Annotated in this window: 20 protein-coding genes, 1 tRNA gene and 1 other RNA gene; 13 read left to right on the top strand and 9 right to left on the bottom strand. The window is 64.4% G+C overall.

What is annotated here, in order from left to right; all coding sequences use genetic code 11:
* Positions 1–70 precede the first annotated feature (70 nt).
* On the bottom strand, positions 71–664 hold the full coding sequence (locus M3G19_RS03770) for an excalibur calcium-binding domain-containing protein (protein ID WP_259900556.1): 594 nt from the start codon (positions 662–664) through the stop codon (positions 71–73).
* 212 nt (positions 665–876) lie between these two features.
* On the bottom strand, positions 877–3,639 hold the full coding sequence (gene aceE / locus M3G19_RS03765; RefSeq protein WP_259900554.1) for a pyruvate dehydrogenase (acetyl-transferring), homodimeric type: 2,763 nt from the start codon (positions 3,637–3,639) through the stop codon (positions 877–879).
* A gap of 200 nt (positions 3,640–3,839) precedes the next feature.
* Here aceE and M3G19_RS03760 point away from each other — a divergent pair, with 200 nt between their 5' ends.
* From M3G19_RS03760 to M3G19_RS03750, 3 genes are all read left to right on the top strand, one after another.
* On the top strand, positions 3,840–4,250 hold the full coding sequence (locus tag M3G19_RS03760; protein WP_259900852.1) for a DUF3052 domain-containing protein: 411 nt from the start codon (positions 3,840–3,842) through the stop codon (positions 4,248–4,250).
* Between the two features lie 298 nt (positions 4,251–4,548).
* A complete protein-coding gene (locus tag M3G19_RS03755; RefSeq protein WP_259900548.1) occupies positions 4,549–5,133 on the top strand; it encodes a hypothetical protein in 585 nt (194 codons plus the stop codon).
* 83 nt (positions 5,134–5,216) lie between these two features.
* Positions 5,217–5,918 carry a hypothetical protein gene (locus tag M3G19_RS03750; protein WP_259900539.1) on the top strand — a complete coding sequence of 234 codons (702 nt, stop codon included), beginning with the start codon at positions 5,217–5,219 and terminating at the stop codon, positions 5,916–5,918.
* A gap of 38 nt (positions 5,919–5,956) precedes the next feature.
* On the opposite strand, the gene M3G19_RS03745 is transcribed toward M3G19_RS03750, so the two are convergent.
* The 5 genes from M3G19_RS03745 to M3G19_RS03725 form a co-directional block, all read right to left on the bottom strand.
* Entirely contained in the window at positions 5,957–7,027 is a 1,071-nt protein-coding gene (locus M3G19_RS03745) for an HNH endonuclease signature motif containing protein (protein ID WP_259900536.1), read from the bottom strand.
* A 130-nt stretch (positions 7,028–7,157) separates the two neighbouring features.
* Positions 7,158–7,233 (bottom strand) — tRNA-Val (locus tag M3G19_RS03740).
* A gap of 45 nt (positions 7,234–7,278) precedes the next feature.
* Positions 7,279–8,163, bottom strand: a complete 885-nt coding sequence (locus M3G19_RS03735; protein ID WP_259900534.1) for an SURF1 family protein — start codon at positions 8,161–8,163, stop codon at positions 7,279–7,281.
* 5 nt (positions 8,164–8,168) lie between these two features.
* A complete protein-coding gene (locus M3G19_RS03730; RefSeq protein ID WP_210572733.1) occupies positions 8,169–8,636 on the bottom strand; it encodes a low molecular weight protein-tyrosine-phosphatase in 468 nt (155 codons plus the stop codon).
* Positions 8,633–9,274, bottom strand: a complete 642-nt coding sequence (locus M3G19_RS03725; RefSeq protein WP_259900531.1) for an HAD-IA family hydrolase — start codon at positions 9,272–9,274, stop codon at positions 8,633–8,635. The genes M3G19_RS03730 and M3G19_RS03725 overlap by 4 nt, the downstream gene beginning before the upstream one ends.
* 56 nt (positions 9,275–9,330) lie before the next feature.
* Here M3G19_RS03725 and M3G19_RS03720 point away from each other — a divergent pair, with 56 nt between their 5' ends.
* The 5 genes from M3G19_RS03720 (at position 9,331) to M3G19_RS03700 (ending at position 14,184) form a co-directional block, all read left to right on the top strand.
* On the top strand, positions 9,331–10,476 hold the full coding sequence (locus M3G19_RS03720) for a Nif3-like dinuclear metal center hexameric protein (protein ID WP_259900523.1): 1,146 nt from the start codon (positions 9,331–9,333) through the stop codon (positions 10,474–10,476).
* A 13-nt stretch (positions 10,477–10,489) separates the two neighbouring features.
* Positions 10,490–11,167: a zinc ribbon domain-containing protein gene (locus M3G19_RS03715; RefSeq protein ID WP_259900514.1), complete on the top strand. Its 678-nt coding sequence runs from the start codon at positions 10,490–10,492 to the stop codon at positions 11,165–11,167.
* Between the two features lie 12 nt (positions 11,168–11,179).
* A complete protein-coding gene (locus M3G19_RS03710; protein WP_259900509.1) occupies positions 11,180–12,319 on the top strand; it encodes a bifunctional RNase H/acid phosphatase in 1,140 nt (379 codons plus the stop codon).
* Between the two features lie 31 nt (positions 12,320–12,350).
* Positions 12,351–12,760, top strand: an RNA gene (gene rnpB / locus M3G19_RS03705) — RNase P RNA component class A.
* Positions 12,761–12,786: 26 nt separating this feature from the next.
* On the top strand, positions 12,787–14,184 hold the full coding sequence (locus tag M3G19_RS03700) for an RNB domain-containing ribonuclease (protein ID WP_259900507.1): 1,398 nt from the start codon (positions 12,787–12,789) through the stop codon (positions 14,182–14,184).
* On the opposite strand, the gene M3G19_RS03695 is transcribed toward M3G19_RS03700, so the two are convergent.
* Positions 14,181–15,410 (bottom strand): galactokinase, encoded by a 1,230-nt coding sequence (locus M3G19_RS03695; RefSeq protein WP_259900498.1) that lies wholly within the window; start codon positions 15,408–15,410, stop codon positions 14,181–14,183. The two genes, M3G19_RS03700 and M3G19_RS03695, sit on opposite strands and share 4 nt — an antisense overlap.
* Positions 15,411–15,527: 117 nt before the next feature.
* On the opposite strand from M3G19_RS03695, the gene M3G19_RS03690 reads away from it, so the two are divergent.
* Positions 15,528–15,734 (top strand): hypothetical protein, encoded by a 207-nt coding sequence (locus M3G19_RS03690; protein WP_210571516.1) that lies wholly within the window; start codon positions 15,528–15,530, stop codon positions 15,732–15,734.
* Positions 15,735–15,784: 50 nt separating this feature from the next.
* On the opposite strand, the gene M3G19_RS03685 is transcribed toward M3G19_RS03690, so the two are convergent.
* Positions 15,785–17,419 (bottom strand): CYTH and CHAD domain-containing protein, encoded by a 1,635-nt coding sequence (locus tag M3G19_RS03685; RefSeq protein ID WP_259900497.1) that lies wholly within the window; start codon positions 17,417–17,419, stop codon positions 15,785–15,787.
* 106 nt (positions 17,420–17,525) lie between these two features.
* Between M3G19_RS03685 and M3G19_RS03680 the strand changes: the two genes are divergently transcribed.
* The 4 genes from M3G19_RS03680 to thrC are packed head-to-tail and all read left to right on the top strand — an operon-like array spanning position 17,526 to position 23,764.
* Positions 17,526–18,848: a glutamine synthetase family protein gene (locus tag M3G19_RS03680; protein WP_259900496.1), complete on the top strand. Its 1,323-nt coding sequence runs from the start codon at positions 17,526–17,528 to the stop codon at positions 18,846–18,848.
* A 10-nt stretch (positions 18,849–18,858) separates the two neighbouring features.
* Entirely contained in the window at positions 18,859–21,921 is a 3,063-nt protein-coding gene (locus M3G19_RS03675; RefSeq protein WP_259900495.1) for a bifunctional [glutamine synthetase] adenylyltransferase/[glutamine synthetase]-adenylyl-L-tyrosine phosphorylase, read from the top strand.
* Between the two features lie 14 nt (positions 21,922–21,935).
* Complete coding sequence (locus M3G19_RS03670; protein WP_259900494.1) at positions 21,936–22,262, top strand: hypothetical protein; 327 nt, start codon at positions 21,936–21,938, stop codon at positions 22,260–22,262.
* Positions 22,263–22,315: 53 nt separating this feature from the next.
* Positions 22,316–23,764 (top strand): threonine synthase, encoded by a 1,449-nt coding sequence (gene thrC / locus M3G19_RS03665; protein ID WP_259900491.1) that lies wholly within the window; start codon positions 22,316–22,318, stop codon positions 23,762–23,764.
* Positions 23,765–23,772 lie beyond the last annotated feature (8 nt).

Raw genomic sequence — 23,772 nt, 5'->3', positions numbered from 1 at the left:
AAACCCTTGCTGCGCTTAGGTTCGTGCGAACACTGGGCGTGGCAAGGGCGTTGGAGAGATTCAGGGTTCCTTAGCGGGGGCGCTTCTCGCAGCCCACGCCGTCGCCATCGCGGTCAAGGTGGCTACCGTAACCTGGCTCGTTGCTGCGGATCGGACGACCGAGGTCATTCCACACGGCGCGGCAGTTAGCGTAGGTCTTCGCCGGGGCCGGCTTCGGCGCCGGCTTCGGCGCGGGCTTCGGCGCGGGCTTCGGCGCGGGCTTTGGAGCGGGTGCAGGCTTTGGAGCGGGTGCAGGCTTTGGAGCGGGTGCAGGCTTTGGAGCGGGTGCAGGCTTCGGGGCTGGCTTAGGCGCGGGTCCCGGGATGAGACCAGGAGCCGGATTCGGGATAAGACCCTGCTGGATCGCCCAGAGAGCGCCGCCAGCGACAGCTGCGACCGCAGCTACGACACCGATGACGATGCCGGCGATCTGTCCGTCAGTCAGACCATCTTCGGAGCCGCCATCTTCAGCGGGAGTTTCCTTTCCCGCGTCTGTGTTGGCCGCTGGGGAGATAGCCACGGGGTCTGCGCCGTTCGTGTTTTCGGCGTCGGCGGCGTGGGCGGGGGACAGTCCGGCTGCGAATACGGCGGCAGCGGTCGCCAGGGAAATGACGTATTTCTTCATAAGAGATAACAATCCGGTATCTGCGGCGACACCGCAAGCGCAGACGTGTTTTTACCCCCGTAAACCTCGCCGATACCCCCAATACATGTGTTTGGACGCTGCACACGTCGGCTGTGCCCAACCATGCGAAAAGCTCCCCGCCCCACAGTGGGGACGGGGAGCTCATTGGGTGCTAGCGCGGAGTTAGATCTCCTCGCGCGACCTCATTTGACTTAGTCGTCCTTCTTGCTGGGGGTCGCCGGAACCGCAGCGGTCGGGTCGTCGACCTTGAGGTCCTTGGCGGCCTGGGCGGCGACGGAGATGTCGATCTTGCCTTCGTCGGCAAGCGACGTCAGCGCTGCGACAACCATGGATTCAGCGTCGATGTTGAAGTAGCGACGTGCGGCCTCGCGGGTGTCGGAGAAGCCGAAGCCGTCTGCGCCGAGCACCGTGTAACGGCCCGGCACGTACGGGCGGATCATCTCCTGCAGCTCGGTCGTGAAGTCGCTCGTCGCGATGTACGGGCCTTCCGTCTGCTTCAGCTGCGTGGTAGCGAATGGCTCGCCCTGATCCTCGGCCGGGTTCTGGATGCGCGCCTTGTTGCGGGCTGCGCCGTCGCGTGCCAGCTCGGTCCAGGAGGTGACGGAGTAGACGGCAGCGCCGACGTTGTACTCCTCCTGGAGGATCTTCTGCGCGCGCAGTGCCCAGGACATGCCGACACCGGAAGCGAGCAGGGAGACGTTGTTCTCCTTCTCCTCGCCGCGGTCGTAGAGGTAGATGCCCTTGTGCAGGCCCTCGACGTCCAGGTTCTCCGGGCGGGCCGGCTGGTGCATCGGCTCGTTGTAGACGGTGAGGTAGTACATCACGTTCTCGCCGCCCTCCGGGCCGTACATGCGCTCGATACCGCGGTTGACCAGGTACGGCATCTCGTATGCGAACGCCGGGTCGTAGGCGACGATGCTCGGGTTCGTGGACGCGATGACGTGGGAGTGGCCGTCCATGTGCTGCAGGCCCTCACCAGTCAGGGTGGTGCGGCCGGCGGTCGCGCCGATGATGAAGCCGCGGCCCATCTGGTCGGCAGCAGCCCAGAAGTTGTCGCCGGTGCGCTGGAAGCCGAACATCGAGTAGAAGATGTACATCGGGATCATCGGCTCACCATGCGTCGCATAGCTTGTTGCGGCGGCGATGAAGCTTGCCGACGAGCCGTCCTCGTTGATGCCCTCGTGCAGGATCTGGCCCTCCGGTGCCTCGCGGTAGGAGAGCTGCAGGTCGTGGTCGACCGGGACGTAGTTCTGGCCCTTCGGGTTGTAGATCTTCAGGGTCGGGAACCAGGAGTCCAGACCGAAGGTGCGGGCCTCGTCCGGGATGATCGGGACGACGCGCTTGCCGATCTCCTTGTCGCGCATGAGCGACTTGAAGGCACGGACGAGCGCCATGGTGGAGGCGACCTTCTGCTTACCGGAGTCCTTGAACAGCGGGCGGTAGGTCTTCTCCAGATCCGGCACCTCGAGCGGCGTGTAGTTCTCGCGACGCTCCGGCAGGTAGCCGCCGAGTTTCTTACGGCGCTCGAGCATGTACTTGACTTCGTCGGAGTCCGGGCCCGGGTTGTAGTACGGCGGCAGGTACGGATCCTTCTCCAGCTCTTCGTCGGAGATCGGGATTTCCTGCATGTCGCGGAAGAGCTTCAGGTCATCCAGAGTCAAGTTCTTCATCTGGTGGGTCGCGTTGCGGCCCTCGAAGCTGTGGCCCAGGCCGTAGCCCTTGACGGTGAGCGCGAGGATGACGGTCGGCTTGCCGTTCTTGGTCTCCAGCGCCTTCTTGTATGCGGCGTAGACCTTGCGGTAGTCGTGGCCACCGCGGCGCAGGTTCCAGATTTCCTCGTCGGACCAGTCTTCGACGAGCTTGGCGGTGCGCTCGTCGCGGCCGAAGAAGTGCTCGCGGACGTAGGCGCCGTCGTTCGCCTTGAAGGTCTGGAAGTCGCCGTCCGTGGTGTTGTTGATGAGGTCGACGAGTGCGCCGTCCTCATCCTTTTCGAACAGCTCGTCCCACTCGCGGCCCCAGGCGATCTTGATGACGTTCCAGCCAGCGCCCTTGAAGTAGGACTCGAGCTCCTGGATGATCTGGCCGTTACCGCGAACCGGTCCGTCGAGACGCTGCAGGTTGCAGTTCACGACGAAGGTCAGGTTGTCCAGCTCGTACAGACGAGCCATCTGGAGCAGGCCGCGAGATTCCGGCTCGTCCATCTCGCCGTCGCCGAGGAATGCCCAGACGTGCTGCTGGTCGGTGTCCTTGATGCCGCGGTGCTGCAGGTACTTGTTGAAGCGTGCCTGGTAGATCGCGTTCATCGGGCCGAGACCCATGGACACAGTCGGGAACTCCCAGAAATTCGGCATGTCGTGCGGGTGCGGGTAGGACGGCATGCCCAGCTCCGGGCGGGAGTGCTGCTGGCGGAAGGCGTCCATCTGGTCTTCGGACAGGCGGCCTTCGAGGAAAGCGCGGGCGTACATGCCCGGGGAGGCATGGCCCTGCATGAAGACCTGGTCGCCGCCCTGCGGGGCGTCCTTGCCGTGGAAGAAGTGGTTGAAGCCGACCTCGTAGAGTGCCGCTGCGGACGCGTAGGTGGAGATGTGGCCGCCGGCCTTGATGCCCGGGCGCTGTGCGCGGTGCACCATGATGGCTGCGTTCCAGCGGATCCAGCGGCGGTAGCGCTTCTCCATTGCCTCGTCGCCGGGGAACTCCGGCTCGAGCTTGGTCGGGATGGTGTTGACGAAGTCAGTCGACGTCATTGCCGGCATCGGCACGCGCTGTGCGGATGCGCGCTCGAGGAGACGCAGCATGAGATAGCGGGCGCGCTCCGGGTCGGAGGTCTCGAGGAGACCATCCAGGGAGTCCATCCATTCCTGGGTCTCTTCCGGGTCGGCGTCGTGCAGATACGATGCGACGCCGTCACGGATGACCGGGATGTTCGAATCGTTCAGGTTTTGAGGGTCAGACAAGACCATCCTCCGATTTCGTGGTGTGTTTTCCACCAGCTTTTCGCACGTCAGGACGATTGTTCACATGCCCGTCCGGCGCGAACTCGCCGGTGCCTACAAGTTTCAAGGATACGTTCTTTTTCGGACTGTCGCCCACGGGGGTAAGTGTGGCTGTATCCTGGCTATATTCTTGTTCGCCGTTCAAGGAGGAAGTGGAGACAGTGAGCGCCGCTGGTGCCGCAAACTACGTGGATAAGCTCGGTATTAAGAAGGGCGAGATCGTCCAGGAGCTCGGTTGGGACGACGATTGTGATGCGTCGATTTCGGAGTCCATCGAGGATGCGATCGGGGAAGCCCTGCTTGACGACGATACGGATGAGCTTTGCGACGTCGTCCTCCTCTGGCACCGCGCTGACGACGAAGATCTCGTCGATTCGTTGGTGGACGCCACCCGTAATCTCTCCGATTCGGGCTGCATTTGGCTCCTGACGCCGGGCGCGAATCAGCCCGGCGAGGTCCACCCGGGCGATATTTCCGAGTCTGCCCAGCTCGCGGGGCTTGTTCAGACGAAGGCAGATCGCCTCGGTTCCTGGCAGGGTTCTTGCCTGCGCAACGCCGGCGTGAAGCGATAGTGCTGCTCAAAGCATTTCGCTTATCGACGACCCCCTCACCCCTGTGAGATTCCCCACCATCCCGCCCAAACCCGCTTTCACTACCCCCGTTTTGCCCGATTTCATTCGCGGGATCGGCGTGATTCGCTTCTGATTCGCGTCGAATTCCCTTCCGATTCTGTCCGAACCGTGTCCGTTCGGCACTGTGTCCGACCAAACCACGTCAGCTGAGCCTCCGACTCTGTGCCCGCGCGCTCGCTTCACATAGTTCACGTCGCTTCCCGCAGTGCATTTGCGAGGAAATGTATATGCTTCCGGTATGACCGAGCCAGGAACAGCAGCCGAGTCACGCCCACCGGCCGAACCAAACAGCTCGCAGCAAAATAAGCCGCCTCGCCTGACCGATTTCAAGGTGCTGAGACTGCCTTTATTGGAACTGTGCGTCCTCGGTGTCTTCGCTTATTTCGCCTACATGGACATCAACTACATGACAGGCGGCAACGGTCTCATCACTTTCTTTGTGCTCGTGCCTTTGACGGTGGTCATGATGCTCGGCTTCTTCTTGACGATTCCGTTCCAAAGAGGCGCCGTCACATCCTTCGGGTGGGACATCATGGTGCTGGTCGTGGGAGCTCTGGGGCTGTGGGCTTGGGTTGAAGGCGTTGATGGCATTGCTTTCGGCATTGGGATTCTTCCCGTCGCTGTATCCCTCTTCGTGAGGAGATTGATCGCTTTCACCCTGTGGAAGCTGGGCGTCAATCCCCGGGCGCGTCGCGATTCAAAGCCGCGGACGGCGCCTTTTCGCCCGCTTCCAGCTCACCCGGCTCCAACTCAGGCTGATCCAGCTCACCCGGCTCCAACTCAAACTGCACCAACTCACCCGGAGCCATCTGGTGAGAGGTAGCTTCTGTCCGGCTGCTGCCTGCGAACCTGTGTGAGTTTCGGATTCTTCCGTCGCCGTATTTCGAGCGTGCATAGAATACTGGCATGGACCAGCACGGCCCCTCCACCTCGCCAAATAATCCGTCAGAAGAACCAGCTGCTCCTGAGCAAACTCGAGCCGAATCCACGCCTGCTGGGCGGGAAACGCCGGTGACATCAGGGCCGAGGCTCGATCCTACCGGCGTTGATCGTCAACAGGCTCCTCACCCGCAAACTGTGTATCCGCATGAGAACCAGGAGCTGGCACCGGAGGTGCCGACGCACCCAGGCGCGCCCGCGCCTGGTCCTGCTCAAGGCGAGATGCCGAGCGCTCCCGATGCACCGCGCCTCTGGGATTTTCCGCTTCTGAGGCTCCCGATTCCGGAGCTTGCGGTGGGGGCGATTGCCCTGCTCGTTCTCATCGTGAGCCTAATCAGCTTATCCGGAAGTGAAAATCCCGGTGCGCCACTTCTGTTCTTCACGATTATCCTGGTGACCCTCTTCATCGGCTTCCAGGTCGTCGTACTGATGCTAACCACGATTCCCCTACTTATGCGCCCAGTCGATGAATTTTGGGGAGATCTCATCGCGTTTGCGCCCGGCGTACTCGGCATCCTGCTCATAACTATGGACAGGAACGGATTTTTCCTTCTCATCGCGGTTCCGATTGCTGGATCACTGATAATTCGCAGATTTATTGCATACATCCGTTGGAAGAATGGGGACGGGCCAGTAGGCTTTCCACCCCCACAGCGCCAGACCAGATAGGCATGCGGAAGTGGCCGTGGGGTGTGGTGGCCCCTCGGCTAGGTTCCGAACAGTAGGTGCATGGCACCGTATTGGTGTGTGCTGTTCGCCACTGGTGTTCCGCGCGGTGAAACCCATATCGGTGTCCCATCGCGCACCTGTATTCGGCCCCTGTTGTTTCTATCGGGGTCATCATCGTTGGTGCGGTTGTGATACCTGCACAACACCGACAGGTTGCTCATATTCGTCTGCCCACCGCGAGCCCACGGTTCGATGTGGTGGACCTCGCAGTTATCAGCAGCATGCCGACAATCCGGCACAGGACACGTCGTCAGTGTTGCCCGGGCCAGGTCGCGTTGTTTCTTATTAGCGAACCGTTTCGTGTTGTACAGGTTCACCGGACCGTGCTGCGGGTGGAACAGTGCCACTTCAAGGTCTTTGGAGTGATGGTGCGTTAGATACTCCGCACCAGTCATCGTGGTGCCATCAGACAACCCCAGGATGGTGTCATCCCCTTGGCCACCAAGGACCTTGATGTAATCCGGCAGCGGGATCTGGACCAGCGGGCGTGGAACAGCATCAGCGACAGCACCATCGTTGTGCAGCAAGTCGTGGAATGCCTCGTACATCTGCGGGCCCTCGGGGCGGTTGGCGTCGAGTTTTTGGCGCAGGGCGTACTCAAGGGCGGCGATATCACTCGCATCACCAGTAGCACTGAAAGTGCGCTTACCTTTCCGCTCCTTACCAAACCGCACCGCCGACTCAGGGGCAGGTGCATCCACCTCAGGGACGATGTCTTTCGCGCGGCGTTTCAACGTCTCGTAGTTCCCGCGCACAGACAACAACGCCAGGCGGATTGTCCACTTCTCCTTCTCCGTACCCAACGAACGCACTTGCTGTTCGATGAACAAGATCTGGTCCAACGACTTCCCCGTCTCACGGGCGATGCGTACTGCGTGGGCTTGTTTGCGGGTGGAGCGGGTCGTGCCGAAGTAGGTCTCGTGGGCTTTTCCCCACTCGATATACGTGGTCGGTTTGACGCCGGCAGCCTGAGCAGCCTGGCGGTTGAAATCAGCCAGGATATCCATTGGTCGCGCAGCAGCGACGATAAACGCCTCGAAATCGTTCATGCCCCACACGCTAAACCGACCAACGCAAACGCGAAACAGGCAACCCAAAAACCTGTGGATAACTCAAAACTATCCACAGGGACGACCCCCACAAAGGAAAACGCTCACCTTTCGGGTGAGCGTGTGTTATTGGTGCGCCATGACGGGCTCGAACCGCCGACCTACTGGGTGTAAACCAGTTGCTCTTCCAGCTGAGCTAACGGCGCGCGTGGAGGAAATGCTAGCACGGGGGAACAGTGAGCAACAAAAAGCTAGATGCGTTCCTCGTCGGGCTTCGTTGCCCAGGGGTTGTTGCGGGAGTGGCCGTAGCGTGCGCGGGCGGGAGCAGGGGAGGGCTCGCCGGAGGGCGCCGACTCAGACTCAGCGGAGGAAAGAGCAGCTAGTTCTTGTTGTTCGGAGGCGTAGCGGCGTCGTTCGCGGACTTCGGAATAGATGAAATAGGCGAGTCCGGCAGGAGCCATGATGCCGAAGGCGATCCATTGGAGGCCGTAGGACAGGTGGTTGCCGCGGTCGAGGACGGGGAGGGGGATGGGATTGAGGACGCCGGGTTCGTCGTTAAGCAATTGGGCGTATGGCGCGGCGAGCTCAGTGCCGGTGAGTTCGGAGAGTTGGGAGGTGTTGATGGTTTGCACCATCGTGTAGCCCTGCTCGGAAATGGGCGGGATGGAGGATTGGTCGGCAAGCCGGATCATGGCGCTGAGGGTGACGGGCTCGGTGGGGGCGCGGTCGATGGGCGGGACGGCGGTGCCGCCTTCATCGGCAGGAACCCAGCCGCGGTTGACCAGGACGGTCTTTCCGCTGTCGAGGGCAAAAGGCACCAACGACTGGAATGCGGGGGCACCTTCGACGGGGCGGAGGCGCAACAGCAACTCGTCGTCGGGGAGATAACGGCCGCGCATGGTCACGCGGGTCCATTCCTCGGGGGACTCACTGGCTAGGACATCCTCGACGGCGACGGGGTCGCGGTCGAAGGCTTGCTCGATGCGTTCGTTGCGCTCTTTGATGGCGTGGTCTTTGCCTAGCTGCCACGGGGACAACCACGTGATGGCGAACCAGGAGAAGAGGACAGCGAAGACGACGGCGAGGACCCATCCGGGACTGAGAAATGTCTTCCAGATCGACTTCGACGTGGTCACGCCGATCAGTCTACTCGGGCGCGCACCCAATCCAGAATGCCGTCGGCAGCGGCTTCGATCTGCTGGCGGGTGACGGTGAATCCTTCGGGGCCGCCGTAATAGGGGTCTTCGACGCTTGCTTGCTCAGGCGCGGTGGGGTCGAAGGACCGCAGCAGACGCACCTTTTCCTCGTCCACGCCTTGAGCGACGAGCTCGGAGACGTGGCGGGTGGCCAAAGCGACGATCAAGTCGGCGGACATCTGCTCGCCGCCGAATTGCTGGGCGCGGTGGGCGGAGCCGTCGTAACCGTGGGCGGACAGCTCGGCGAGGGCGCGTTCGTCGGCGGGGTTGCCGACGTGCCAGCCACCGATTCCGGAGGAGGTGACGCGGACGTGGGGGTCGAGTCCGGCGTCGATAAGCTTTTGGCGCACGATGACTTCCGCCATCGGCGAGCGGCAGATATTGCCGGTGCACACGAAGTCGATGTGGATCACTGTTCCTCCTTGAAAGCGGTGACGATGCGGGCGAGCTCAGCCGGGGTGCGCGCGATGGCCCACGCGCGGTTCCATTCGTCCTGGGTGCCGTAACCCCAGGTGACGGCGGCCGTCGATAAGCCGAATTGCGCGGCCCCCTCGATGTCGTGGAGGCGGTCGCCGATCATGAGCCCGCGGCCCACCTTCACATTATCCAGCACATGCGCGATGACGTCCGCCTTGCGGCGCCGCGGCCCGTCCTCCTGCGCGGCGCCGAGAAAATCGATGAACTCGAGCATGCCTTCGCGCTCCAAGATGGCGCGCGCGAAACCTTCGCCTTTCGACGTCGCCGTGACCACCTGGAACCCCTCCTCCTTCCAGCTTTTGAGAAGGTCGCGCATGCCGGGGAATGCCTGAGCGTTTTGCCACCCGCCCGCGTGCGTGAAGTCCATGTAGGCGGCGAAGGCGCGATCGCGCGTCGCGTCGTCCATGCCCACGCTGGTGAGCGTCTCCTCCATCGGTGGGCCCGGGATGCGAGCGATGAACTCGTCGTCAGGATGCTCCCAGCCCACGGCGTCGAGCGCGTGGATAAACCCGGCGCGGATGCCGGGGAAGGAGTCGATGAGGGTGCCGTCGACATCGAGAAGCAGTGTGATCACGCACCCCAGCATGGCAGTGCGCAGCTGCCGCGGCAATCGACCTAGACTGGGACAATATGACTACGACTGTTGCTGATGTCGTCGCGGCGCTGGAGACCGCGTACCCGCCGCGGCTCGCCGAAAACTGGGATGCCGTCGGGCTCATTTGCGGCGACCCGTCCGCCGAGGTCGCGCGGGTCGCGTTCGCGCTCGACTGCACCCAGGCCGTCGCGGAAAAAGCCGTCGAGCTCGGCGCCGACATGCTCGTCGTGCACCACCCGCTGCTCATGCGCGGCGTCACGTCCGTTGCCGCGGACACGCCGAAGGGCAAGGTCGTGCACACCCTCGTGCGCGGCGGCTGCGCGCTGTTCGCGGCGCACACCAACGCCGATTCCGCGCGCCCCGGCGTGTCCGACAAGCTGGCTGAACTCGTCGGCATCACGCCCGGCCGCCCGATCAAGGTCGTCGACCCTGATGCCCAGGACCTGTGGGGCGTACACATCCCGCCCGCAGACGTCACCGCCGTCATGGACGCGCTTTTCGACGCCGGCGCCGGCGCAATCGGCAACTACTCCCACTGCTCCTTCCAATGGGACGGGCGCGGCGGCTTCACCCCGCAGCCTGGCGCCAACCCCACCGACGGCGAAGTCGGCTCTCACTACTCCGCGCCGGAGACCCGCGTGCAGTTCGTCGCGCCGTCCCGCCTGCGCGCCCGCCTGACCGAAGTTCTGCGCGAGGTGCACCCGTACGAAGAGCCCGCGTTCGACGTCGTGCAGCTCGCCGGAACTGGTGATTTGTCGCGCGCCACCGGCCTGGGCCGCGTGGGCGAACTGCCCGAGCCGATGACCCTGCGCGAGTTCACACAGCAGGTCGCTGACGCTCTGCCGGAGACCGCGTGGGGTGTCCGCGCGGCCGGTGATCCCGACGCGATGGTGCAGAAGGTCGCGGTATCGTCGGGTTCCGGCGACAGCTTCCTCGACGCCGTGCGCGGCCTCGGGGTGGACGTCTACGTGACCTCCGATTTGAGGCATCACCCCGTCGACGAGCACCTGCGCGCCGGCGGCCCCGCCGTGATCGACACCGCGCACTGGGCGAGCGAGTTCCCGTGGACGGAGCAGGCCAGCGAGATCGTCGCGGGCGCGTGCCCTGAGGTCGCGACGGGAATCATTACCCTGCGCACCGACCCGTGGACGATCTCCGCACACCCGAACCACACGAAGTAGAAAGAAGGCTGACGTGGAACTGGAACTGGATAAGCAACGTACGCTGCTGGCGCTCGCGGAGGCGGAGCGTAGCCAGACTCACGACACCGCGGCGTCGCCGGAGCAGGAAGAGCTGGAAAAACTCGAGGCGCAGCGCCCGGGGCTCGCGAATGCGGCGGCGGCAGCCCAGCTCGCCGTCGACGATGTGGAGGCGGAGATTCTGCGCATCCAGGAGGACGAGCGCAAGCTGAAAAAGCGTGAGCTCGACGACAAGCGCCAGCTTTCCGCAGAGACGGACCCGGAGCGCCGCAAGGACTTAGAGCACGATCGTTACGCGGCGAAGTCGCGCATCGCGGACCTTTTGTACGAGCTCAAGGAGGCGCACGGCGAGGTCAAGGCCCTGCGCAATAACCGCGACGTGCACGGCGCGAAGCTCGACGAGCTGGACCGCAAGATCGAGGCGGCGCGCCGGGCAGCTGATGCGGTCCCCGCGAAGGAAGAGGTCGATACGGATGCGTTGCGCGCTGAACTTCCGTCGAGCGTGCTCGGCGTGTACGCAACAGTCGGCGCGGCGCGTTTCAACGGGCGCACCTGCAACAGCTGCTTCCTCCAGCTCCCGCCCGCCGAGCGCGCGGAGGTCATGGCGGTGCCCGAAAACGAGCTCCCGACCTGCCCGAATTGCGGCACGTTGCTCATCCGGGTCACAGGCTAGGGCGGCGCGCGCATGAAGGTGACGGTCTACACCGACGGCGGTTCGCGGGGGAATCCGGGGGTCGCGGGCTCGGGAAGCGTCGTCTACGACGAGTCGGGCGCGACGCTCGCGGAGATCGCCTACGTTGTCGGCCAGAAGTCGTCGAATAATGTCGCCGAGTACCACGGTTTGTTGCGCGGACTCGAGGCGGCGCGCGAGCTCGGGGCGGGCGAGGTGGAGGTCTTCATGGACTCCAAGCTGGTCGTCGAGCAGATGTCGGGACGCTGGAAAATCAAGCACCCGGACATGAAGAAGCTGGCGCTCGAGGCACGGGAGCTCGCCGCTGGTTTCACGTCGGTCAGCTACGCGTGGGTTCCGCGCGCGAAGAACAAGAAAGCCGACGAGCTGTCCAACGTGGCCATGGACGCCGCTGCGCGGGGCGCGAAGCCGGGCATCGTGGAGACGCAGAGCTTATCGACGGGCTCTTCAACCGCACAACCGCCCGCCCGCCACGAAACCGCCAGCCCCGCCCACTGGCACGGGAACACCGCCCCGCGCACCCGGTTCGTGTTGGTCCGTCACGGCCAGACGGAGCACTCGGCACAGAAGCGCTACAGCGGCTCGTCGGACCCGGAGTTGACGGAGCTGGGGGAGAAGCAGTCGGCGGCAGTGGCTCAGGCGGTGGCGGCGTTCGGCCAGATTGACGCTGTCGTGGCGTCGCCGGCGGTGCGGGCACAGCAAACGGCCAAGGCGTGCGCGGAGGCGCTGGGGATCGACGCTGCGGACATCGAGACAGTCGACGGTTTCCGGGAGCTGGATTTCGGGGTCTTCGAGGGACTCACTCGAGATGAGGCGCGGGAAAAGTACGCGGAGGAATTCGGGGCGTGGGAGGCGTCGGCAAGCAAAGCTCCTCCGGAAGGTGAAAGCCTGGTCGCCGTGCACCGACGGGTGACTCGCGCGCGCCTGAAAGTGCAGGAAGCTCATGAGGGACAGACGGTGCTGGTGGTCACGCACATGACGCCGATCAAGTCGGTGATCCGGCAGGCGCTGGAATCGGGGCCGGACACGTTCAAGCATGTGTTCTTGGATTTGGCGTCGATCAGCGTCGTCGAGTTTTATGGCGAGCTCGGCGTGGTTCGGTGCGTCAACGACGTCGCTCACTTCCGCTTATAGGCATCGGCAGAGTACAGTTACTCGCTGCGAGTGAGTCGGCCGGGTGATCGCGGCGACCTGTACCGCCACATCAGTGGTGTCAGGCAGGGGTCGAGGAAAGTCCGGACTCCACAGGGCACGGTGGTTGCTAACGGCAACCCGGGGCGACCCGCGGGAAAGTGCAACAGAAAGTAGACCGCCCGGGAAACCGGGTGAGGGTGAAAGGGTGCGGTAAGAGCGCACCGGCGGATGTGGTGACACAACCGGCCAGGTAAACCCCACCGGGAGCAAGGCAAGAATTCCAGCCGCGCACGCTGGGATCGTCGGACGTTATGAGGCTGCCCGCCCAGTTCGAAGGTAGCTGCTCGAGGCGCCGGGCAACCGGCGTCCTAGATGGATGATCGCCGCCCCTCCCCACACGGGGTAGGGGCACAGAATCCGGCTTAAAGGCTGACTCACTCGCCCAGTTTCTGCCACAATTGGCCCCCATGAAGCTCTATGCCGCACCGCTTGATTTCCGGGCGATCGCCGACGAATTCGACGTGCCCACGGATTTTCTGCCCGAGCTGCACTCAGAGGCAGCGAATGCGCAGGACAGGTACGCCGACAGGCGACGCGACGCGCGCGAGATCGAGTTCGTCACCATTGACCCGGCGGGCTCGATGGACCTGGATCAGGCAGTTGCGATCGAGAAGAACGGCGACGGCTACCGGGTGTTTTACGCCATCGCGGATGTCGCGGCGTTCGTGGATCCGGGCAGCGCGCTGCACGAGGAGTCGCTGAAGCGCGGACAGACGATCTACCTGCCGGATGAGCCAGCGCGGCTGCACCCGGAGGAGCTGTCCGAGGGGTCGGCATCGCTTTTGCCGGATGAGGACAAGCCAGCGGTGCTGTGGACATTCGAGCTGGACGCGCGGGGCGAGCTCACCGACACGAATGTGGAGCGCGCGGTGGTGCGCTCAGTCGCGCGCCTCGATTACGACGGCGTGCAGGAAGACATGGACAACGGCGAGCTGCACCCGTCGATCGCGTTGCTACCGGAAGTGGGGGAGCTGCGGGCGGCGTCGTCGCTACGCAGGCACGCGATCAACTTGCGCGTTCCGTCGGTGCGCGTCGTTGAGCTTGACGACGGCCGCTTTGAGCTCCTCATCGAGCCCCGCCAGAAAATGATGGACTATAACTCTGAGATCTCCCTGCTGACCGGCATGGCCGCGGGAAGAATGATGGAGGATGCAGGCGTGGGCTTTTTGCGGACGCTGCGTCCGGCGGAAGAGAAGTCGGAGCAGGCGTTCCGCGGCGAAGTTCGCGCGTTGGGCTTTGACTTGTCCGACGATGCCGATATCGGCGAATTTCTCCAGACCATCGACGCGGACACCCCGCGTGGCATGGCCGTGATGCGTGAAGCGCAGAAGTTGCTGCGCGGCGCGGGATACGTCGCGCTTACTGGCGACGAGCCGGAGGTTCACGCCGGCATCGGTGGATACTATTCGCACGTGACTGCGCCGCTGCGGCGCTTGGTCGACCGCTATGCCACCGAGGTGTGCCTGGCGCTGTGCGCCGGCACCGAGATCCCGCAGTGGGTGCACGACGACACTACCCGGGTGCTCAAGACCATGGGGCGGACATCCCAGCTGGCCAACACCGTCGACCGCGCGTGTCTGAACCTCACCGAGGCGACGGTCCTGCAGCCGTGGGTGGGGGAGAATTTCACCGGCGTGGTGCTGCAGACCAATGAGGAATCCGACACCGCCCGCGTCTTCATCGCCGACCCGCCGGTGCTGGCCGAGTGCGCCGGCACCCCGGAGGAAGCGACGGAGGTGGGGATGTCGCTGGTGAGGGCGGACGTCGATAAGCGTGAAGTGCTTTTTGCGTGGCCCGCTGACTAGCTGGTGACCCGCGCGGGCTCGCCGGGGGTGACCTCCACGACCGCGAGCCCGTCAGCGGACAAGTCCGCGATCGCGTTGTCTGCTGTGACACTGGGAATATAGGCGAGCGCCGCGGCGGACATGCCTGCCGCCGCGGGACGTGCCGCGCGTGCGCCACGCAGGGCGAGCAGCTGGACGAGCTGTTCCGGCGCCGGCAACCCCGGCGTCTGCTCAGGCGCGCCGATGACCTCGAAGAACTCATCCGTGCGCATGGAACGCAGCGCGCGGGCCGCATTCGCGGACAGCTCCGTTTCCGCCGCACCGAAATCGACCCATGCGCGGGCCGTCTCGAGCGTCGGCGCGGAATCCGTGCCGTGGACCTGCCGTCGCGCGTCCACCCACTCCACGACGCGGTCTGCGGCATTCGGCAACTGGCGCAGCGACGCCACGCCGAAATTCGCGCACGCGTCGTCGATGAACTCGCGCCCTTCCTGCACACCCTGCGCCTTGTCGACGAACGGTTCCCCGTGCGACGACGCCACCGACACAATCCGTACCTCTGCCTTCGCCGGGTGCGGCGCCTGGGTGAGCGAACCATCTGCGTAGTCGATCACCGACACCGTGTCTTCCTTGCCGCGCAGCGCCGCCGAATGACGTGCGCGCAGCACCGGCAGGTGGGAGAACGTGCGCGCCGACTGCGACGCGATATCCGCCAGACGCGTGCGCAGCGGCGCCGCGTCGATCTCCTCGTCGCCTCCCATCAGCGCGAGAACGAGCGCCGCGTCCGCCGCATGCAGCGCGCCCAGTCCCGCGCCGAGCGGGATGTCCGCGATGACGGTGATGTCCATGCCCGCGGTATCGCGCGAGAGCATCTGCCTGCCGACGAGCGTGTGCACCAGCCCGCCGAAGCGCTCCGCGAGCGTGCGCGCCGGGCTCTCGTCCGCCGGCTCGTTGTGCTCAGCGAGCTGGGCGATGCGCGTGCAGTCCGTGGTCTCCTCCACGGTGATGCCCGCGAATTCCGCGTGCACCGCGATGGTGCTGTCCTCGCGCGGGCTCACGGCAGCCGCTGCGCGCAGGTCGGTCAGGCCCACGATGGTGATGCCGCCGAAATGGTCGGAATTTTCCCCGACGACGATGAACGTGCCCGGCGCGTCGGCAGTGTGGGCGGGCGCATTCCCGGTGCGGCTGCGGTGAGCCTGGGCGACGCGGTCGGACGCGGTAGTTTCAGGGGCGGTCCACACAGCCATGGGTGTTATGCACTGTCCTTTCGGTGCGCGGTCGGGCGGGCGAATTTACCCACACAACAGTACCAATCGTCCGCGGGTAGCCTGGTCGAAAGAACACGCGACCGAAAGGAACTAATGATGAGCGACGAGAAGTTCTACTTCAACCCCAGCACCCGCGAGGTCTCCCAGGGCAAGGAAGGCTCCTGGGACGATCGCATGGGGCCGTACGACACTCGCGAAGAAGCCGAGCAGGCGCTCGCTACCGCGCAGGAGCGTAATAAGGCCGCCGAGGCACAGGACGAGGCCGACGACAACTGGGGTCAGCCGGCCTCGTGGGAGAAATAACTCCCTAATTCTTGTGGTCTAGCGCTTGGCGGGGAGTGTGCCGCTAGGCGCTAGTTTTCTTTGGGCTCCACCTTCTTGAAGGCCTTTTTGACCTCCTTGAACGCCTTCGGGTAGTCCTTGAGAGCCTTGTCGCCGCGCGACATTTCCCGTTGGTAGAGCATGCCGTAGGAGAAGGTGTCCTCGCCGCGCTTGCGGGCGCTGGCGGCGAGCTTCTCGATGCGGTCGCGTGAAGTCACCGCATCCTGGTAGTCGCCCAAGATCTCCTGGAGTTCCTTGCACGCCTTGGACAGCTTGCTGGCCTTGAGGCCACTGTCTTTTGCAGCGTTGGCCGAATAGCGCAGCTTCTTCGCGGCCTTGCGCACGTCGTGGACGTATTCCTCACGGTCGTGCAGTGGCAGGGACATGTCCGGGTAGTGCTCAAGCGCCAGTTTGTGGCGCTTGGCCAATTTCTTGTAGCCGCGCTCGAGGTGTTCGTAGAGGATCTCCTCGGAGGTGCGGGCCTCGGCCGGGGCGGACTCGGCGGTAGCAGCCTCAGCGGTAGCAGCCTCCCCGGAATCTTCTTCTGCCGAAGTGTCCGTGGCGAGGGGCGGGTCGGCGAGGATGGCATCGATGTCGTCGAGAAGCGTGAGGTAGCGCTGGGAGTCGAGCGTGCGCAGAATGCGGCGGTGTGCGCGTTCGTATTCGCGGCGCATGTCGCCGCGGACGTGCTCGGCGGCGGGGTCGTCGATCATGCCGGTGGTGTCGGAGTCGAGCAGGCCGATGAAGCGTTCTTCGACGACCTCGGCATCGCGGGCGCTGCCGAGCAGGGCGGCGAGCTGCTTGAGTTCGCTCTCGACGTGTTTGGTCTGGTCGCCGGCGAGGATTCCCTCGAAGGTCTCAAGCAGGCTGCGGAGCTCGCGGGTGGCCACGCGCATTTGGTGGACAGAATCCCACTCGTCGTTGCGAACCTTCGGGTCCCATTCGACGAGGCGGTCGCGCTGGACACGCAGGGAGTCGACGACGGCCTTGGCGGGGGAGTCCTCGTCGAGGCCTCCGGCGCTCATGTACGGCGGTACCGGTGCAGCTGCGGCGGAATCGCCGAGCGCGGTGGCGAGCTTGGAGGAGGAGGCAGATTTGCGGGCGCCGCGGTTGATCAGCAGCGAGGTGGCCTCGTGCAAAAGCGCGTTGCCGTCGACGGTCTCGGCGAGCTCGCCGGATAGTTCGACTTCCCATTCGCGCCACGAGGTCTGCTGGCCGCCGGGCAGCAGGGACCAGGCGGTGACGTGGTCGTCGCAGAATTCGGCGATCTGGTCGCCGGCGGCGTCGAAAAGCGGGGTTTCGGCGCGGTCGTTGTCCACCTGGGCGATGGGGGCAAGGGGCTCGCCGCGGATGATGGCGCGCACTGCGGCGAGCAGCTCATCGGGCGGGGTCGACGGGTCGGTGAGCTCCGCGTGGAGCTCGGTTCGACCACTAGCGCCGGGGAGTTTGATGTGCCAGCCGTCGTCCTTGCCGCCGGTGCGGCGGCGCAGGGTCACCTTGGCGCGGGTCAGGCGCAGGTCCGCGGTGTCGTAGTAGATCGCGGACAGGCTGTGGTTGACGGTCTCGCCGGCGGATTCGACGGCGGAAAGGGCGGTCAGGTCGGGGACGGCGATGGAGTCATCGACGGCAAACTTAGCCTCGACCTCGATAAACGGTTGGGTGCTCATTGGATCTGGCCTTCTTTGCAAACTCGGAGCAAATATTCTTGTTCACCCTTAGTTTACCTAACGTGATTCAGCGTCAGGCGCGGTGATGCTCACTACGCTGGAAGGCATGAACAGCCAACAAGAAAACGTTCTGCGCGACGTTGAGGAGCGCGATATCCGCTTCATCCGCCTCTGGTTTACGGACCTATTCGGGGAGCTGAAGACGGTCATGATGTCCCCGGCGGAGCTGGAAATGGCTTTCGACGAAGGTGTGGGCTTCGACGGCTCCTCCATCGAAGGTTTCTCGCGCGTTTCTGAATCGGACACGTTGCTGCTGCCGGATCCGTCGACGTACCAGACGTTGCCGTTCGACGTGGAAGATGGATTGCAGACGGCGCGGATGTTCTGCGATATCTCGATGCCGGACGGCAAGCCGCTGTATGCGGATCCGCGACAGGTGCTGCGCCGCCAGCTGAATAAGGCCGCGGATGCGGGTTTCGAGTGCATGGCCAGCCCGGAGATCGAGTTCTACGTGCTCAAGGGCGACGAGCCGACGCCTGTCGACGATGGCGGGTATTTCGATCAGGCGAAGCAGAATGCGGCGCCACGGTTCCGTCGTCAAGCTGTCTCTGCGTTGGAGTACATGGGGATCGTCACGGAATTCTCGCACCACGAGGGCTCGCCGGGGCAGCAGGAGATCGACCTGCGGCACACGGACGCGCTGACGATGGCGGACAATGTGATCGCCTTCCGTTACGTGGTCAAGACGGTCGCGGAGAAAAACGGGGTGCTGGCTACGTTCATGCCGAAGCCGTTCCGCGAGCACAACGGATCGGCGATGCACACGCACTTCTCCTTGTTCGAGGGGGAGGACAACGCGTTCCACGACCCGGACGACGAGTATTCGCTGTCGAAGACGGCCCGCCAGTTCATTGCGGGAGTCATCGAGCATGCGGGGGAGATCTCCGCGGTGACGAACCAGTGGGTGAATTCGTACAAGCGCCTCCAGTTCGGGTCCGAGGCTCCGACGGCCGCGACGTGGGGCGTGTCCAACCGTTCGGCGATGGTGCGCGTGCCCACCTACCGCCTGCATAAATCGGTATCGCGCCGCATCGAGGTGCGCACGATCGATTCCGCGGCGAATCCGTACCTGGCGTACGCCGCGATCTTCGCCGCTGGACTACACGGAATCGAGGAAGGCATGGAGCTCGGGGAGCCTGCCGTCGACGACGTTTTCGCGCTCACCCGCCGCGAACGCCGCGCGATGGGCTACAAGGATCTGCCGGGCTCGCTCGACGAGGCGCTGCGCGTGCTGGAGACATCCGAGTTCATGGCGGAGGTGCTGGGCGAGCAGGTCTTCGAGTTCTTCCTGCGCTCTAAGTGGGATGAGTGGCACGCCTACGAGGACCAGATCACTCCGTGGGAACTGGCCAATAATCTGAATCTCTAAGAAAGGAACCATGGCCCGCAGCAGCTCACCGTCGCCTGCCCAACTCGCGCTCACCGGGGCGAATGCCGCCGAGGACCTGGAGAAACTCGGCTGGAGCGACAACGACGTCCTCTACACGCTCGGGGGTTCGGGCAATCCGGATCTCACGCTCAACACGAGCTTCCGCCTCGCTGAGGCACTCGGGGACGGCTACGAGGAATTGCGCCAAGCGCTTATCGACGACGACGTGCTCCGCGTCCGCCTCTTCGCCCTATTGGGAGGCTCCACAGCCTTAGGCGATCACTTGGTGGCGCACCCGGAGAAATGGAAACTGCTGGCGGAGCCGTTGCCCAGCTCCGAAGAGATTTTCCAGGCCATGTTGGGCGCGGTGGACGCGGAGCCGGTGGAGGGGGACCCGACGGCGTCGAAAAGCTGTGATTGTGCCGGAACCTATCGTGCGGCGGTGACGGGAACTGAGGCGAAAAAGCTGCTGAAGGATGCGTATCGCACGCTGGTCATGCGCGTGGCAGCCGCGGATCTGGCGGGCACGTATTCCGCGTTCAAGGGCTACGGCGCTCAGCACGAGGAGCTGGGGTACGGCGAGGTGACTGAGCTGCTCACCACCATCGCGGATGCGGCCCTGACCGCGGCGCTGGCTGTCGCGGTGCGCACGGTGCACGGCGACGAGGACTACGAGGGCTCGCTCGCCGTCATCGCGATGGGCAAATGCGGCGCGCGGGAGCTGAACTACATCTCGGATGTGGACGTCATCTTCGTCGCCGAGCCCGCAGACACGCACGCCACCCGCGTCGCCAGCGAGCTGACGGCTGTGGGCAACGCCGCGTTCTTCGACGTCGACCCGAACCTGCGCCCGGAGGGCAAGTCCGGTGCATTGGTGCGCACCCTCGATTCTCACGAGACGTATTACAAGCGCTGGGCCGAGACATGGGAATTCCAGGCGCTGCTCAAAGCGCGCCCGATGACCGGTGATATGGAGCTGGGCCAGGCCTATTACGACCGCCTACGGCCGATGGTGTGGGAATCTTCCCAACGCGATTCTTTCGTCGAGGACGTTCAAGCCATGCGCCGCCGCGTGCTGTCGAATGTGCCGGCGGACATGCGCTCGCGCGAGCTGAAGCTCGGTTCCGGCGGGCTGCGCGACGCCGAGTTCGCGGTTCAATTGCTGCAGCTCGTCCACGGGAGGATCGACGATTCCGTTCAGGCCCAGAACACCGTCGCTGCCATTGAGGCCCTGTCAGCCGGCGGCTATATCGGCCGCGAGGACGCCGCCGACCTGGTCGAGGCGTACGAATTTCTCCGTTTGCTCGAGCACCGCCTCCAGCTGCACCGCTTCAAGCGCACCCACACTCTGCCCGCCGACGACGACGCGGAGAACCGCCGTTGGCTAGCTTTGACCTCCGGGTTCATCTCCTCGCCCAAGGCCTCCGCCGTCGACGAACTGGACCGGCGCTTGAAAAAAGAGCGCAAGAAGATCGCCGACCTGCACACGCGCCTGTTCTACCGCCCGCTGCTGAACTCGATCGCCGGGATGAGCGTGGGCGAGGCACGTCTCGGTGCCGATGCCGCGAAGGCCCGCCTAAAGGCCCTCGGTTACACGCACCCGGACCGTGCCTATGAGCACCTGTCCGCGCTGGCGAAGGGGACGTCCCGCAAGGCGAGGTTGCAGCAGATCCTCCTGCCCACGCTCATGGCGTGGTTGGGGGAGACCGCGGACCCGGACGCCGGGCTGCTCAATTACAGGAAGCTGTCGGAAGCGGCCGTCGACAAGGCGTGGTTTTTGCGCATGCTTCGCGACGAAGGCGTTGTCGGCGAGCGCCTCATGCACATCCTCGGCAGCTCCCCGTACGCGGCGAACCTGATCATTTCTGCGCCCGATGTAGTCAAGCAATTCGGTGACGGCGCGTCCCAACCGAAGCTCCTGGACACCGCCCCCGACCGGGTCTACAAGGCATTGGTGGCCGCGACGAAGCGCCACGACGACCCGGACAAGGCCGTGAAGGTGGCGCGCTCACTGCGCCGCGCAGAGCTCGCCCGCATCGCCTCCGCGGACCTGCTCGGCTTCATGGACGTGCGCGAGGTCTGCGAGCAGCTCTCCTGGGTGTGGGACGCCGTGCTCGAAGCAGGCATCCGCGCGGAAGTGCGCGCCGACCTCATCGCGCGTGGCACCGAGGAACCGCTGGCCCGCATCGCCGTGATCGGCATGGGCCGTCTCGGCGGGCAGGAGCTCGGTTACGGCTCGGATGCCGATGTGATCGTGGTGGCTGAGCCCGCAGACGGTGTCGACGAGTCCGAGGCTTTGGCGTGGGCGACGAAGATCATCGACCAGATGCGCAAACGCCTGTCCAAGCCGTCCGGCGACCCACCGCTGGAAGTCGACCTCGGCCTGCGGCCCGAAGGTCGCTCTGGGCCAGTCGTGCGCACGATCGCTTCCTACGAGCGCTACTACAAGGAGTGGGGCGCGGTGTGGGAGAAACAAGCCTTGCTGCGCGCGACCTACGTCGCTGGCGACCGCGAAGTGGGCACCGCCTTCTTAAAGGCGATCGACCCGTTCCGCTACCCGAAAGGCGGCGCGAGCGAAGCAGACATCCGTGAGATCCGCCGCATCAAGGCCCGTGTGGACAACGAACGCCTGCCCCACGGCGCCGACCGCGCCACGCACACCAAGCTGGGGCGCGGCGCGCTATCGGATATCGAGTGGACCGTCCAATTGCTCACCATGATGCACGCCCACGAATACGACGTGCTGCATAACACCTCCACCCTCGAGGTGCTGGACTTCCTGGTCACGGAGGAGGGGGAGAAGATCATCGCGACGCCCCAGGCGCGCACGCTGACGGAGGCGTGGCTGCTCGCCACCGAGGCACGCAATGCCTTGGTGCTGGTGACCGGCAAGCGCACGGATCAGCTCCCGGGGCCGGGCGCGCAGCTCAACCAGGTCGCCGGTGCCGCCGGATACGACCCCCACGACGCGCAGGCTTTTTTGGACCACTACTTGAAGCTCACGCGCCGGGCGCACGCCGTCGTCGAGGAGGTGTTCTGGGGCGAGAAGCCGTCCTTCGAGTACGACGACTAACTATGCTGGCAGGCATGGCTGTGAATCTGTCGATCGACCTGAACGATGCTACGTACGGCGACCTCGTCGCGCTCGTGGATGCGGCACGCACCGCCGGCGCTGACTCCGCCACCTCCCTGGAATTGGACGGCACGATGCTGAAGGTCTCGGTGGCGGCGCCGTCGGTAAGCATGGCGCGCCGGGACGACGCTGCTGCGCGCTACACGCGCGATGCGCGGCAGACCCGCGACACCCCAGGTTTCGAAGATCGCGTGCTGCCGGTGCTGGGAGAGAATGCTGTGCGCGGAATCATGGACATTCTCACCGGGCGGCAGGATCCGCCGGGCGCGCATAGCCGGTAACGCATTACCCCCACCCTTCTATTTAGTGAGCGATCCCACGTAGACTGCTTTGGGTGGATTACATCTCAACGCGCGACGCGTCAGCCGCTCCGAACAAGTTCACCGACATTCTGCTGTCCGGGCTCGCCCCCGACGGCGGCCTGTACGTGCCCGTGGCGTACCCGCGGATCACGGATGAGCGCCTCACACAGTGGCGCGGTGTTCTCGCCGAGGGTGGTTATGCGGCACTCGCTGCCGAGGTGGTGAAGCTCTTCGTCAGCGATATCCCGCCGGCGAAGGTCGAGCAGCTCACCGCGAACGCGTACCGCACCCCCGTCTTCGCGGACGAGGAGATCGTCCCGGTGAGCAAGCTGGAGGATGACCTCTACATCGCCCACCTGTCTGAAGGTCCGACAGCCGCGTTCAAGGACATGGCGATGCAGCTGCTCGGTGAGCTCTTCGAATTCGAGCTGGCCCGCCGCGAGGAGACCCTGAATATTCTCGGCGCGACCTCCGGCGACACGGGGTCCTCCGCTGAGTACGCGATGCGCGGCCGGGACAATATCAACGTGTTCATGCTGACCCCGGCTGGCCGTATGACGCCGTTCCAGCAGGCCCAGATGTTCGGGCTGGATGAGCCGAATATCTTCAATATCGCGCTCGACGGCGTCTTCGACGACTGCCAGGACGTGGTCAAGGAGGTCAACGCCGATGCCGCATTCAAGTCCAAGCACCACATCGGCGCGGTGAATTCCATCAACTGGGCGCGTCTGCTCGCGCAGACCGTGTACTACATCTCCACCTACATCAAGGTCACCGAAAGCAACGACGAGCAGATCTCCTTCTCGGTCCCCACGGGCAATTTCGGCGATATTTGCGCCGGCCACATCGTGAAGCAGATGGGGTTGCCGGTGGACAAGCTCATCGTCGCGACGAACGAGAACGACGTGCTCCACGAGTTCTTCACTACCGGTCAGTACCGCCCGCGCTCGGCGGCGGAGACGCACGCGACGTCGTCGCCGTCGATGGATATTTCCCGCGCATCCAATTTCGAGCGCTTCATCTTCGACGTCATCGAGCGCGACGCGAACCAGACTGCGGAGCTCTTCGGCGTCAAGGCGAAGGACGGCGGCTTCGAGCTCGACGACCACTTCATGGATGAGATCCGTTCGCGCTACGGGTTCCTGTCCGGCACGTCGACGCACGCAGATCGCGTATCGACGATTCGTGACACCCACTCCGCCCACAACGTCCTGATCGACCCCCACACTGCCGACGGCGTCTTTGTCGCACGCGGCGTGGCCGATAAAGTGGACACCCCGATCGTTGTGCTGGAAACCGCGTTGCCGGTGAAATTCTCCGAGACCATCGTCGAGGCCACCGGCCAGGAGCCCGACGTGCCTGAGCGTTTCGCCCACATCATGGATGCTGGCCGTCACGTGGTGGACATGCCCAACGATGCCGAGGCAGTGAAGACGTACATCGCCGAGACCGTCGCAGCCGCCGCGGAGCAGAAGAGCTAGCGCAAAGG

Source organism: Corynebacterium sp. p3-SID1194 (assembly GCF_025144155.1).
Classification (GTDB): domain Bacteria; phylum Actinomycetota; class Actinomycetes; order Mycobacteriales; family Mycobacteriaceae; genus Corynebacterium.
This window is presented reverse-complemented; position numbering and strand designations above follow the sequence as displayed.